A 14559-nucleotide genomic window follows, 5' to 3' on the forward strand; every position below is an offset into this window, starting at 1 on the left:
CCATGCGGACGATCTCGTCCTTGTGCTCCTGGGTGAAATGCCGCCTCTGTCGTGCCAACGGCCTTCCTTTCCGGTTCTCTCCCCAACTCTAGTTGGGGCCCTGTCCGGAAGATCCGGGGCACCTCAGCTGGTCGGGGTCTGCCATGGCGCGCAGCATCTTCCAGTGCGCGGGGCGCAGATCCTGGGCCTCGTCGACCACGATGTGTCGGTAGCGGTAGCCGAGGTAGCGCAGGCCGGAACTGTCATCGCTCGGGGTGGGGCCCTCGCCGTCGCCGCCTTCCTGAGCTTGGCGGCGGGCCTCGATCTTCGCCGCGCGTTCGATCTCGAAGCGTGCGGCGCGCTCTGCGGCTTGGCCCCAGGTTTCAACGCCGAGTTTGTCGAGGCGTGCGGTGAACTGTTCGATGAGTTTCCAGACGTGGTTGCGCTCGGGGCGGGTGAGTGCTCGGCCCCGTCCGGCGCGGCGAGTCTGGAAATAGGCCGACCGGGTGGGGACGGCCTGACCGAGGATGACCTGTTCCCATTCTTCCAGGAGGAACTCTGCATCCCATCGGTGGTCGTCGAGCTCGGCCAGGAGTTGGCGCATCTCATTCAGCGCCACCTGGTCGTAGATGCGTTGCTTGCCGCGTCCGGGGACGGTGTTCTCTCCCAGGACACGAGCGGCCAGCTGGTCGATGTGGGCGATATCGACGCGGGCGAGGAGCTCGTTGTCGACGAGGGATGCGAGGCGCAGACGCAGGTCGGTGGTGAGGTTCTTTGTGAAGGTGGTGAGCAGGATCGGCTTGTCATTGCCGGGTGGCAGTTGCTCTGCGAGGTGCTTGACTCGATGCAAGGCGACGATGGTCTTGCCGGTACCGGGGCCGCCGGAGATGCGGGCAGGGCCGTTGTAGTGGCGGTGGACGATGCGTTCCTGGGTGGGGTGAAGATAGACCTTCCAGGCGCGGAAGTCACCCTCTTCGATGATGGCGCGTACGGAGTCGTCGACGGTGGTGACCTTCGTGCGGGACAAGGCCATTGCGAAGTCGTCGAGGTTAGGTTGCTGATCGAGTTCGACCGGGGTGGTGATTTCGCGCCGGACCTCGTCGATGTCCATGCCGGCGGCGAGGCCGTACAGGATGTCCTTGGACAGCAGGGGGGCGCCTTCTACGAGCTGGTCGAGCTCGGCGCTGTCGGTGACGGTAAGGGCCAAGTCGATCAGCTGGTCGGCGACGCCGAGGCTGCGGAGTTGCTCGGCGTCATAGGCGGCGAGCAGCGCCGGGGCTTCGGTTTCCGGCTCGGATTCGGGGAGGTGGTTGGACCCCGCCGAACGGGTGGGTTCGTCTTCCGCTACCGGCTCGGTGGGGGTGAGGGTAATGCCGGCACGGCGCAGGGCGCTGTCGCCGACAACCGAGAGGTCGACGAACTCAATTTCTCCCGTGACGCGGTTGACGGCGACCTGAAGTTCTTCGTAGACCTCTCTGCGGTGGCGAACGGCGATGACCAGCCAGCTTTCGGTTCCATCCGGGTCAATACCGGTCGGGGTGAGCAGGGCCCGGTAGGACTGGTTGATGCGCGCGGACCAGATACGAGAGTCGCCCTTGAGCTTCTTCTTCTTGAGCCCTGGCAGACCAGGGTCGTTGCGGAAATTGTGGCAGAAGTCGTAGAACTGGGCCTTGACCGAGCGGTCGAGCCTATAGAGCTCTTGTTCGGCTTTGCGGTACAGGCTAAGCCGGGCGGTCATCGGGTGGGGCCTTCCGTGTCGGGAAGCCGGTCGAGCAGTTCGTCGAGGTGGTCGAGCCATTGGGTGGCGGTGCGCACCGTCCAGCCGTCTTCGGCGTAGGCGATGTCGCGGCGTTCGGCTTCGTGATCGTCGGTACCTTGTGGCGGGGAGACGACGGCGATCTTCAGGTCGGAGCCGTCCCACGCGAGGTCGGCCTGCCAGTGGCTGTCGCCGAGTTCGTAGCCGAAGATCGGGGCCTGTTTTCCGTGGTCGGCGAGCCGTTCAGCGAGCTGGAGCAGGTCCGGCTCCTCCTCGGGCTCCTCGCGCAGGATGATGAGAATGTCCTCATCCCAGGCCGCGTCCCGGGACGCTTGACCGAGTGTGGCGCCCGCTACCGGGGTCGCCCTGGGGGAGGGCGCGATGGGTTTGCCGACAGGCAGGGGCGCCCCGGGGGTGCCGTTGAGGGAGTCGAGTTCGCCGAGTCCGCCGCATACGGCGAGGACCTCGACCTCGAAGTCGGCGGCGCGGCTGGTTGCGAGTTGGACGCCGTCACCACCGGCCAGGGATAGAAACTGCGTGAGGTTGGTCCAGTACAGCCAGGACCGCCAGCGTTTCTTGTGCTCGTCGGTGTCCAGTACGGTCTCGGAGTCGTCGAGAACGGCGAGCGCCGTCCATTTCAACGCCTCGGGGTCGGCGGCGTCTAGGACGAACAGGATCGGCAGCCCGCTGTCGTCCTTCGTACGGAAAACGTGAACGGGCCCGGTTCCTGCGCCGTCGGGCCCGATGGATCCGGCGTCGCGGCTGCCTGCGCCGAGGGCGGCGAGTTGGCTGCGAAGGGCCGCCACAAGCTCGCTTCGGCTGCTGGTCGAGGCGACAGGGGTGGTATCGGGGTGGGCTGCCAGGCCGGTGACCAGCGCCTGGGCCCGGCGAGCCCAGAGGTCGGCATCTGGATCCCGCAGGTAGGCGATCAGGCTGTCGATCGGGTTGGCGAACACGGTCGGCGCGAGGTGGGCACGTTGCCCGCCGTACTGCTCGTAGGCCGCTTTTGCCTGTTCCTGGGCGGTGCCCTGGTACGGCGGCCAGACGGGCTCGGCCCGCTCGGTGTGCTGTTCGAACAGGTCGATGTCCGCCCAGGTGACCTGGAAGACGATCTCGCCGTCGGCGCGTAGCCGGGTGCGCTGCGCAGCGTCGTCGGCCATCCGGTTGTGTTCACGGCTGGCGTGGAAGCGGAAGCCTTCGAGGTAGACCTTGACGCTCTGCGCAGGGCCGTCAACACGGGTGAAGGTAAAATCGGTCCGGGTGCCGTGCAGTACCTGCTGGGCGGTCAGCCGCCAGTGCGTGACACCGGATCCCGCGGTAAAGCGGAGATGTCCACTGGCATGCCCGTCTTCTTCCAGGGCAGCGTCATTATTTGTCTTGACCCACTCCCGCAGCGCGGCCAGGAAACGGGCCTCCAGGTCGGATTCGATCTGGGCGTCCAGCCCGACCAGGCCAGTGTGGTCAACCTCGCTGGTCTCCCACCCGTCCGTGCCGTCCATCTTGAACAGCAACGTCTCGATCATGTTCAGCGCCGCTTGGCGTGAAACGATGTCCTGAACGTGCTCGGGGGTATAGCGGTGCAGGCAGCGGTGGCAGGCCCTGCGCTGTTCCTCGGCACACGGGCAGGCCTTGAGTTCCTCGTAGGCGGCAGCGAGCGCATCGCGGAACGCGGACGGGTCGGTGAGCCGGTCCAGGTAGCCGGTCCCGCCAGGTAGGGAGTCGAACAGCACGAGGAACCAGCGGCGCTCTCCGCTCTCACTGTCCGGCATGGAGGCGACGGTGGTGTCCAGGTGCTGCGGATCTCCGCCGAAGTGAAGATCGACACCCAAACGCAGAGCGGCCCGGAAAGAGTGCACCTTGGCGTCGACATCGGCGGTGGCGGCGGGGAGCAGCACCCGCAGGGCTTCGGTCTCCAGCCGATGGGCGAGCAGCACCGGCTCCTGACGCACCCCGTCCTTCTTCCCGCGGCGCAACGGGCACCACGGGCGATGGTGCTTGAGCCGTGGATTGCGGGCCGCCAGGGAATCGAGCGCGTCGGTATCGTGGTCGAAGACAGGCCGCCCATCGGCGCTGGCCGCGCCGCAGGCCGTGCACACGTGGAAGGGGTTCAGGCGCACCCGGTGACCGGCGAAGTCGTCCCGGCTCGGGGAGTCGTAGCGGACAGGGCCGACGTTGATCCGGCGGATCACGGCGCTGCGGCAATAGTCGACGCCGAAGGTCTGACGTTTGTGCCGCCAGGAGCCGGGCTCGATGTCCGACAACGGGATGTCGACCGCGTCCACGACCGTATATGTGCGACGCTCTCGGTCGTCCTTGTCGTCGCGGATCTGGGCATCGTCCCGGTTGTCGCGGGAAGTGACGGTGGTCGGCTCCACCACCTGGAACAAACATGAGCCGTCGTCGGCGATGTGGCCGGTCTTGCAGCGCGGACACGGCGAGCGGTCGGCGGCGGCGTTCTCGGTACGCACGTAGCCGCAGCCCGGGCACACTCGCCAGGTGCGCCACTCTTGCCGGCCACCGGTGGTGAGCTCCAAGCCGCTGATCTGGTGCTTGTACCCGTTGACGTAGAAGGTGTTGCCCGGGGCGAGTTCTTCAAGGGCGAGGCGACGCGGTCGTTCATAGGCCTTGGTAGTGGAGGTGAAACGCACCTTCCCCGTCTCCGCGTTAACGCCATCTTCGCCTATCAGCGTGGCCGACAGTGTGGTGGTGGAGTCGATCAGCGCATAGTTGGGCAGGAGGCCCAGATCGCACAGGGCCTCTTGGGCGGGTGTGTCGCCCAGGACCATCAGGCGCCTTCCGACGCCTCGCTGTTCGGCGTCCAGCTCTGCCTTCTGGCGGGCCTGATCCGGGTCGGAGTCGTGCAGCTCGTCGTGCGCGTCGTGGATTTCCCGCAGCCGGTCCTTCAGTGCCTGCCGACCGCGGAACCATTCCCGTTCGGCCTCCTCGATCCTGCCGCGCAGATCGTGTGTCGCGTAAGCGCGCAGGTCGGACTTGGCCTGCTCGTTGACGCCGGTGGGGAACAACTCGAGGAACCCCTCCGCCAACTCAGCGCCTTGGGCCAGAGCGACCTCGACCAGGTCCACCAGGTAGCCAGATGGGCCGAACAGGTCGGGTGCCTTGGACGGCAGCGCACGCAGCACGATGCCGTCCGCACGCACGAGCCGTCCTGCGGCGGCCAGGTCCAGCAGGTGCGCCAAGTACTGGCGGCGTAGGATCTCGATGGCCGACAGATGACAACCCGGGGGCACGATCGTGCCGGCGATCAGGTCCTTGGGGCGCTCCAAGAAGTAGAGGTCACGGCGGCGCCGGTCGGGGATCGTCAACAAGAACGCGTTTCCCGTGCGGCGCCCTGCTCGGCCGACCTGCTGCACGTAGGAGGCGGCGCGGCGCGGCAACGCGGCCAGCACCACCGCGGACAGCCGGCCGATGTCGATGCCCATCTCCAACGTCGGCGTGCACGACAGCACATTGGGATCCTTGAAGCCCCCACGCCGCTTGAACGCCCTCTCCACCTTCTCCCGCTGCGGGCGGTCGAGCATGCTGGTGTGCTCGGCGGTCACCACCTGATACGTGCCCGCCTCGCGATACAACCGCCGGTAGTAGTCCTTGTTGTAATCGCGATCACGATGGTGCACGCCCAGCCGCGCGGGCCGGTCCCCGGCCACCAGGCGGCCACTGCGGCAGCGATATGCTGGGCAGGGCTGGTCCCGCCACTGGTCGAGCAGGGACGGGTTAACTGTCTGCTCCCAGAAGCACACCGGGCAGCGCACATAGGCATGGCGCACCTGCTCGTCATCCAGTAGCTGCGCCTCGATGTGCCCGGGCTTGAGCCCGTAGATCCGCACGGAGGTATCTCGCGGCGTACGCACCGACAACAGCCCGAGCGCCACCAGCTCGGGCAGTAGCCGATGCCAGAACTCCGGAGCCAGCTCCCGCGGCAACTCCAGGCACTTTCCAGCCCATCGCTCGCACCAGGACAGGCGCCCCGCGACGAAATCGAACTCACTGTCGGTCTTGGTCGGGCTGAGCAGGAACATGGGGGCGGCGACCCGATTGGGAAAGGGCCGCATGCCCGGCGCCCGCTTCCCCCATATGTAGTAGCGGCTTGTGCCCGCTTCGTCGACGTACTTGTCCAGCCACTTGTGGGCGACCGCGCCCCTAGTACGGAGCCGTTCCAGGAAGATGCGCACAAGGCCCAAATAGCGCGCGTCATCCTGCTCGACGAGCGGCACCTTGCCGTCGGTGCATTCCTCGTGGGCCTGCCTGGCGAGCGTCACCACCGCATCGGTGTCCGCGATCCGCACCTGCGCGGCGGCCGTGCGGGTCAGTTCCAAAGTGCGGCCGTTACGGGACCGGAAACCGAACTCCATCAACGTCTCGAACGCCAGTCGCTGCCCGATCATCTGCCAGGTCGGTCGGCTCCCGCCGCGTCCCCGCCCTGACAGCAGAAGCTCAACCCCTCGGAATCCATGCAGATCAGGTGGTACGACCGCGGCAAGCGTGTCCTTGTCCGTCGTGGCCTCGACCACATCGGCGATCAGATCGTTGAGCGCTGTCGGCGCGTCGGATCGCAGGTGCTTGGCCAGAAGAGCGCGCAGGGAGAAGGTGTACGAGCGGTTGGCGACGAACCCGGCCCGGTGCGCGGCATCCTGCACCGAGTCGTTGAACATCAGAGTCTTATCCTCGTCGAACTCGACGTCGAGCTCACCGCCCGTGAACAACTGAGTGATGGACGCCGCCGCCATCGCGGCCGCCCCGGTCCCCAGGTATCGGATCGCATTGCGCTCCCCGCACGCCGGGCACCAGTCCTCCCACGCTGCAGTGTTCGCGGTCTCCCCGAAGTTGACCAGGACGAACGCCGAGTCACGGGCCGAGAGCCGGGGCTCGCCGGTGTCCTTGTCGTAGTCGTTGGCAGGATCGGGCAGCCGCAACCGCTTACGCGCCCCGTCCAACACCATCAGCAGCCCGCCCGCCCCATGCGACGCCAGCGTTCCCTTAGCGCCCCGACCGCCCGACGGAAGCGCCGCCGCCCCTGATCCTTCCTGCGCTTCCAGGTCGGTCGCCGCGATCAGGTTCCGTACCCGGACCTTGTCCTGTCCCAGAGAAGAACGACGAATCATGAACGTGTCGAACTGGATGTCGTGGTCGTCGCTCTCCGGGGAGAACACCGCCCAGCCCGAGCGCCCGCAATCACGGCAGTAAATCGCCGGCAAGAACAGGTTCGCGCTTTGCACCGACGTCGCCGTCGTCACCGGAGCATTCCGGCCGCTCTCCGCCGCGCTCGCATCCGCCGCACCCGCCGCATCCCACCGGAACTCTGCCCTGGGCCACGGCAGCACACCCCGCAGCAACCGCGACACCGACCGCGCCCACTGATGCACCTCGACATGCACAAAAGGCCACAGCTCACCCGGAGGCGAATCCGGATGGCGCGCATACGACAGCAGCGCGACAAAACGCGCCAATGCCTCGGCGGCCTTCTCCGGCTGCCGGGCCACGGACTCTGCCCAACCGGCCGCCCCGGACCGCCACATGATGTCCAAGACCTCGGCGCTGGTCTTCACCTCACCATCCAGCGCCTGCATCACCGCCCGAGTGAACAGATGCCGCTGGAGATTGCCGCCAAGGACGACCTGATCCAGGTTGCGCACGCCGGTCACCGCCTCGATGAGGTCCAGCAGTGCCTCATCGCCGTCAGCCGGGTCGGGCAGCGCGAGCAGCTCATCAGGGGTGGGCAGCCCCTGCATCGTCAACTCCGTCAGTGGAATGAACTCCTCCACCGGCAGCCGGTTCTCCCCGACGATCGAGTCCGCCGTGAACTCGGTCCCGAAGACATCGGTCGCCACCTCAAGAAGGCGAGCCACACCGTCCTTGTCCGTCCCCGAAGCGAGTGTCGCCGACGTCGCGACCGGACACATTTGTCCCAGCGGACGCCCCTTCTCCGACACCCCCACCGCGGCGGCGAGCCGCCGCAGCAGCATCGCCACGTCTGTGCCCTGAGCACCGTCGTAGGTGTGGAACTCATCGACCACCACGTAACGGATGTCGGCGTCCCGCCACAGCGGAGCATCGGCCTCGCGCTGCAGCAGCAGATCCAGCATCTTGAAGTTCGTCAGCAGGATGTCGGGTGGCGACAACTGCATGTCCGAACGCCACGTACGCACCTTCTCGTACCGGATCGCCGCCCGGTCCCCGATGTACAAGCCGGCCCACAGCTTGCCGAGTTCCGCCTCATGCTGGGTGAGCAGGTCGTTGATCCGCTGGGCCTGGTCCGTCGCGAGGGCGTTCATCGGGTAGAGGAACACCGCCTTGATCCCTGCCTTGCCCGCCTCCCGCTCCCTGCGGCAGTGGTCCAGCACTGGATACAGGAACGACTCCGTCTTGCCCGAACCCGTACCGGTGGTGATGAGCGTTGGCTGTGGCGTGTGCCCGTGCGCGGAGGTCAGCCGGGCGAATGCGGCGGCCTGGTGGGCGTACGGCGCCCACCCATCGCGCCGCCACTCGAGATGCTCGCGCCATTCGTCGTCGGCCAGGGTGAAGGGCGTGCGGATCCGCAGGTAGGGCCCCCGGAACATGCCCGAGGTCTCATCACCCAGGAACCGATGCAGCGCCTCGCGCGCACCCTCATCCGTCAACGCATACGTCGTCGACAGGTACTGCAGCAGGCTCTCCTTGAGCCCGCGCGCCTCCAGCGTCGGCCTCACGACTTCGGCACCTCCTGCCGGACCGGATCCCACTCCCCGCGAGCAACCGCCCCGTCCAGCCGCTCCCTGAAGTGTCCGTGCGCCTCGCGCAGCTCGTCCTCGCGCCTGGCCGGGTAGAAGGGAGCACGGTAGCCCTGGGGCACGGGCGCCTGATCAGGATCCCTGCCGGACTCCACAGCCGTTCGGTACGGCTCGAACTGGTTCCACGACTCTTTCGTCTGCCGCTGTCCGATTGTCCGCGCGCTCCCTGCGATCTTCCAACCGTCGGCGTCGAACCAGGTCACAGCCTCGTACTTCTGCAGTACGGGGAACCGGCCACGGTATGCCGCGATGAGCGCATCGGCGTCCATACCGAGCCACACGGCCACCAGGGCGTCAATCTCGACCAGTGCCGACCGGCGTGCACGTTCGGTGCGCAAAGGGGTTTCGGGACGCCAGTCCCGGGTCACCTCGTTCAAGGGCTGGAGTCCAGGCCAGTCGCAGGCCCAGGGTTCCTGGTCAGGCCACCTGGGATCGTAGAGGTCAGTCCAAAGATCGGCGTAGGCGGTGGTGAGGCAGTTGAGGCGAAGGGTGCGGAGGAGAAGGGCGCGTGCCAGGGGATGGCTGAGTGCAGGGGCTGGGGTCGCCTTGGCGCTCGCGGGGTGGAGGTCGCTCCGTCCACTGACGCGCAGGAAGTAGTCCAAGGGCAACGAGGCCCAGAAGCCGGCCACCAAGGCAGTGTGGCGAAGCTGGGGCATCGCGAGGCTGTTGACGGCGTTAACGTGAGCCGCGCCTCGTGGGATAAGGGCTCCGTAGAGGGCTCTTTCTGTGTTCGGTGCGATCTGTCGACGCCAGGCAAGTCGATAAAACATGGCGTACCGGCGCTGGGCTCGCCGCACCAGTGCGGCGTCGATCTGGTCCGGTGTCACCTGCTCTTCGGGGATGTGGTCGGCATGCGCAATCTGCTGGCGCGCTCGGGCAACCGCTTTGTCGCTCGCCCTCAGGCGCGCGAGAACCTGATAGTCGATCCACCTCTCCTGCTGGTTGAGGAACTCGCGATTTCGTTCCGGCACTCGTACATAGGCAGTGTCTGGCACGAAGTCAGGCGGGAGGGCTACAAGGTCGGCACCGTATGGATCGTTGCTGTTGGCGTTGTAACGCTTGAACACTGGTGTGGCGACACTCAATTGGGTGCCCTTGAGGATTACACGACGCCAATGGTTAGGCTGGTCCTCCAGACCGGTCGTGGGGTCGGGGCGGTTGTGGTCGATCAGGTTGGCCTTCTTGGCTCCGCTCTCGTCGTACCCACGCGTCAGCCGCGGAGACAGGGCTCCGAGTCGCACCGGGTACACCGCCAGCGCCTCAATCGCCAATGCTTCCGCCGTGCTGACCGGAAACAGTAGCCGAGCCTGTTCAACAGGTTGACCGGCCTCGTCCAATAGTCGTTGCCAGACCGCGAGTTGCCGCGTGTCCACGTGCACAACACGAGCCCGGTGAGGACGCTCGTCGAACTCCCCGTTGCGGTACCTGATCCCTGGTACCTCGCCTTCGCCGTTGTGTTGCGCGGAATACCGCAACGCGTCTGAAGAGACAAGCCAGGAGAGGTGATCGAATGAGATCTCGCCTTGCTGCCCGTAGATATGTACCCCAAAGTGGGCAGTGTCGCCGACTGGCCGGGGGAAGAATCGCTGCCCGGAGTTGACGAAGTCCCCATGGACCCGCAGCCTCCGATAGGTCGCTTCCCGAAGCTTTCCTTCCTTGTCTCCGGTGAAGTGCGTATCCGGATGGACCATCCCGGCGGTCCCCTCCGCGGACATGTGCGCCCATACCTGTAACATGAACGCTCGGTACAAATCCGGCTGAGTCCCCGCCAGTAGCGGATACATCTGTGGCGCACTAAAAACTGCTACCTGGGCACTGGTGTTAGTCAGTTCGTCAAGCACGTACCGTCGGGCCTTCTCCTTCCCGAGAACCGTCTGGCGTCGCTGATCCTTGTCCGCGGTCGATGCCATGCTCTCCAGTTCGAACCACGGTTCGTGCTCCGCCAGCACCGCTGACTCGTTCCAACGGGGACGTACCCAGGGCGGATTCCCCACCTGGAGATCGAAGCCTCCACCCTGTGCGAACACAAGGGCGAACTCCAGTTCCCAGTGCAGGAAGCCCTGCTCGTTCGCGATATCGTGGGCCGTGCGTAGCCAGGGGAAACGCTGCTCGGGATCTCCAGGATCCATGTGCATGAAGTGAGGTATTGCCTGTTCAAACTCCTTGAGCTCTTCCAGGCTGGTGAAGCTGTCGAGGAGGGTTCCTTCGAACTCGTTGGCTGTGCCGAGCATTGCCTCCAGGAAGTCCAACCAGTCATCAAGATCTTTGAGTGGGATGCGCGGGCGGAGCTTGGGAGTCTTCGATTTTGGTGCGGACTTCTTTGCCGTGGAACCGATTTGTTTTGTTTCAAAGATAGGTGACTCGTCGCTGGGCAATTCGAGATCACTGAGAGAGGTCTGTTCGGGGCCTATGGCGAACAGCGCCATCACCTCAACTGAGCGCAGCTCAACTCTGGAGGGAGCAGTTGGCTCGCGAGCTTTCGCCTGACCTGGCAGTGCGTCGGGTTCAAGCTCACCCCCTGTCAGTGGGATGCCCCCCAAGATCTCGCTGAGCTCGCTGGGATCGCTTACCTCGTTGGGCGCCGAGTACTCGGCATCGGTCCCGTCCAGCAATCCGGCCTTGTCGGTCGGCCAGAACCACAATGCACACCAGGCGTCCATGACCTTTTTCAGTCGCCAGTATGGAGTGTCTACGGCATTGAAGAGGTCTTCCAAAACCTTCTCTTTCGGTACCGCCTGTTCGGGTTGCTGGAGAAAAGCGTACTCCGGATCGGTTGGGTCAACTTTCCAGACGTCGACGCGTCTTGCGATCTCCCTCTCGGACAGTTCCATACGTTTGGCAACTGCCGACCACAGGAATTCGACTCGTCGGGCAGCATCCCGTAGGCGGGTGAACTGGGTCTTTGTTTCCTGCCTTGGCTTCCCGGTCTTGCGATCGAGCTTGGGAGTGCCGTCCTTGTTGAGATGTGCGGTGCTGCGTTTGGGGCGTTGTAGGATGCCTTTTTTCCAGGCAGCGAGCTGCTCCACGCCTTTGTTGGACAGCTCCTTGGCTTCCTTTGAGCCTGTGACCGCCGCCCATCCGGGGCTCGGCAACAGGAACTGGTGAACTGCGTCGTTGGGAAGAGACTGCGGCTCGCCGTCCCTGAGAAAGGACAGGGGGTTCGGGGCCAGAGTATCCTTTGCCTTGAGCCATGCCTTGTCCGGCGAAGCTACATCCGCCCCGGCGTACACGGCGCGTCGTGCGCCGATCAGTGAGTTGCCTCGGCGCAAGTGAAGTCCGAACCAGGGTGCGCGCATCCCTGGGTGCATGGTGTTGAGCCACAGTGACACTTCGGCCAGCTCGACTCCGGTCGCGTTGAGGTCTACCCCGTAGGCGTTGTGCAGGGCGATGTACGCCTTGACTTTCTGCTTCTCAGTGATCGCGTCTGCGGCGGGGATAGTGACGCCAAGTTCGTCCTGGCGACGGCGCAGGTACTCCTCTGCGATCTGGTTGATCGCCTCATTCAGGAAGGCCCCAGAACCGAGCGCCGGCTCGCAGATCTTGTACTTGAGCAGCTCCGACGCCCGCGTCTTGATGACATTGCCGTCGTCGTCGCGCTCCTGGTCGAGGCGGTGCCTCAGCGCGAGTTCGACGGTGACCTTGGTCAGTGACTCGGGGGTGTAGTACGAGGCGGAGGTCTCACGCTCACGGCCGGCGAGACGGTAGACGAAGGAGCCCTTCTCGTATTTCTTGACGCCGCGCAGGCCTTTGCGGGCATCGTCCTCTCCGTACTGGACGAGGGTCGTGTCGGGGTACTGGTCCATCGTGCGGGAGGGGATGAGCCAGGACCCTTCCTCCGGGTCACCGCCCTTGGCGACCTCGCAGAGTTCCTCTTCGGCGATGATGCCGGTGTAGGACATCAGTCCCTCGTAGACGGCGCCGAGCTGGTTGATGCCGAGGTTGCGGTACGAGATGAACCCGCCGCGTTCACCGCGCTTGCCCTTCTTCATCGTGAGCAGGCGTAGTACCTCGTGGAGGGCTGCGTTTCGCAGGCGGAGGTCGAGCCAGCGTGGGTTGGTGTCCTCATCGCTTGCGGGATCGGGGACTCCGGTGCCGATGAGGCGGATGGCGGCGGGTTCGAAGAGTTCACTGCGTAGAGGCTCGAAGCGCAGGCCACGATCCTCGCTGCGTCGGGCGGCCTTGGCCTTGCGGGTTTCGTTGTCGTCGCCGGGCTGGTCGTCGTCGGGTTCGGTGCCGTAGGGGCGGTGACCGAAGTTGACCTTGTTGAACAGGACGTCCAGAGACTGGAAGAGGTGGAAGCCGTTCCTGGCTTCCTCGTCGACGAGTTGCTCGTCGCGTGCGACCAGTTCGCGGAGGCGTGCCATGGAGTAGCCGGCCTCATAGGAGCCATCGTCGGCGGGAAGGATCCCGAGTTCGGGGCGGGCCTCCGCGTACAGCAGGAAGAGGACGCGGTAGAGATAGCGGAGGGACTCGCGAGTGAGTTCCCGGGCGAAGGGCAGCTTGAGGCTGGCGATGTCGCTCGGGGTGACGTCGTTCTTCGGTTCGGCCATCCGAGCCAGGACTTCGTTGGCGATGATCTCGACCGAGCGTCGCAGGCCGTAGCGCAGCTCGCTGGAGACTCCGGTGGCGTTGTCGCCGGAGGACTTGAGTAGGCCGTCGATCGCGCGGCTCTGGTCGTTCTCGCCAGGGCGGAGCATGTCCAGGCTGAACAGGGCCGCAATGGTGGCGAGTTCCCCGTGCTGAGTGCGGTCGTTACGCACCAGGGCCGCATCGAGGTTGGCCGCGAGGTAGCGGCCCTCGTTCCAGGACTGGCGGTCTGCGAGCAGGATCACGCCACCGCACAGCAGGAGGACGAAGCGAGGGTGCGGGCCGTTCGCCTCGCCGAGTTCGCTCTGGAAGAGCCAGGAGGCCAGGGCTGCCCCGGTCTCGTAGCTTTCGCTCGCGCTGACGCGCAGGGGCGTGAGCAGCCGTCCGGGACCGTCAGCGTCGAGGGCTGCGTCGTTGTCGGTGGCCCAGCCGCAGTCGAGGGCGATGATCCCGTGGCCGTGGTAGGCAACTGGCAGGGTGTGGTCGCGTCCGGCTCGGTGGACGGTGAGTTCTGCGGGGGACGACTCGTAGCCGAGGGCGTGCATCACCATCTGGTGCCATTCGGCCAGGCGTTTGGTCCATTCGGGGTCGTTGTAGGTGGTGAGCCGTGCCTCGTCCCCGGAGTCGCTCTCGGTCGTCTTGACGAAGTAGCCGCGCAGTTCATCAGCGAGGTAGGTGGTGCGCAGGGCGCGCAGCCGCTCGCGCGGTGTCTTACGGGGGTCGTGGTCGTCCCCCTCGCGCATGGCCCAGGTAGCGAGCAGGCCCTTCTTGAGGTCGGTGCCGAGTTGTTCGGCGAAGTAGTGCGCGGACAGGTACTCGCCTCGGTTGGTGAAGGAGTCGAAGTCGGTGCTCATCGCGCAGTGCCTTCCTCGGCGGCCGCATGAGGTTCCAACACGGCCAGCAGACGCAGCATTGGCTTGCCGACCGTCTCCAGGGACTCGACGAGACGGCGTCGCCGATCGGCGGTCTCGTCGATGGCTTTTCTGTCCGGTCGGGCGCTGGCGAACAGGGCATCCTGCTGCCAGCGATCGATCCGCTCGCGATACGGGGCGAGGGTCGTGGAGATCCGCCTGCGGTACTCGTCTGCGACATCGGTCAGGTGTCGCTGAGCCGCCTCGACGGCATCAGGCACCAGGGCGCTAAGTCCGGGCAGATCTTGGGGCGTGGCGCGTCCGGGCATGGCGGGGCCGACACCGAAACGCTCCAGCAGGGCCGTGGTGAGCGGCTCGACATGTGGGTGATCGGGCAGGCCGGAGACGGCGAGCCACTTCACGATGGTGGGCTTCCCCAGGGCGTTGGAGTGGATGCCCTGAACGAGGTAGGTGGTGTCAATCCCCTGAAAGTGTGGAGACTGGTTATGCCACCTTGGCCCCGGCGTAGTGGGCTGTTGTGGCCCTCCTCTTCTCGGTGATCTGCTGCTCGAACACCACCGGCGGTAGCCCGTCGTTGGCG

The 14559-nt window shown here is 65.6% G+C and carries 4 protein-coding genes; all 4 read right to left on the reverse strand.

Going from position 1 to position 14559, the window contains the following annotated elements; translation table 11 throughout:
• Positions 1 to 88: 88 nt before the first annotated feature.
• From ACTWPP_RS44435 to ACTWPP_RS44450, 4 genes are read right to left on the reverse strand one after another with little or no spacing between them, the layout of a single operon-like run.
• Positions 89 to 1717: a UvrD-helicase domain-containing protein gene (locus ACTWPP_RS44435; protein WP_443110520.1), complete on the reverse strand. Its 1629-nt coding sequence runs from the start codon at positions 1715 to 1717 to the stop codon at positions 89 to 91.
• Positions 1714 to 8439 (reverse strand): DEAD/DEAH box helicase, encoded by a 6726-nt coding sequence (locus ACTWPP_RS44440; RefSeq protein WP_443110521.1) that lies wholly within the window; start codon positions 8437 to 8439, stop codon positions 1714 to 1716. The genes ACTWPP_RS44435 and ACTWPP_RS44440 overlap by 4 nt, the downstream gene beginning before the upstream one ends.
• A complete protein-coding gene (locus tag ACTWPP_RS44445; RefSeq protein WP_443110522.1) occupies positions 8436 to 13961 on the reverse strand; it encodes a class I SAM-dependent DNA methyltransferase in 5526 nt (1841 codons plus the stop codon). Before ACTWPP_RS44445 ends, ACTWPP_RS44440 begins: the two co-directional genes overlap by 4 nt.
• On the reverse strand, positions 13958 to 14380 hold the full coding sequence (locus tag ACTWPP_RS44450; RefSeq protein ID WP_443110523.1) for a hypothetical protein: 423 nt from the start codon (positions 14378 to 14380) through the stop codon (positions 13958 to 13960). Before ACTWPP_RS44450 ends, ACTWPP_RS44445 begins: the two co-directional genes overlap by 4 nt.
• Positions 14381 to 14559 lie beyond the last annotated feature (179 nt).

Origin of the sequence: Actinomadura sp. 3N407, assembly GCF_052245875.1 — a bacterium.
In the GTDB taxonomy this organism is placed as follows: Bacteria; Actinomycetota; Actinomycetes; order Streptosporangiales; family Streptosporangiaceae; genus Spirillospora.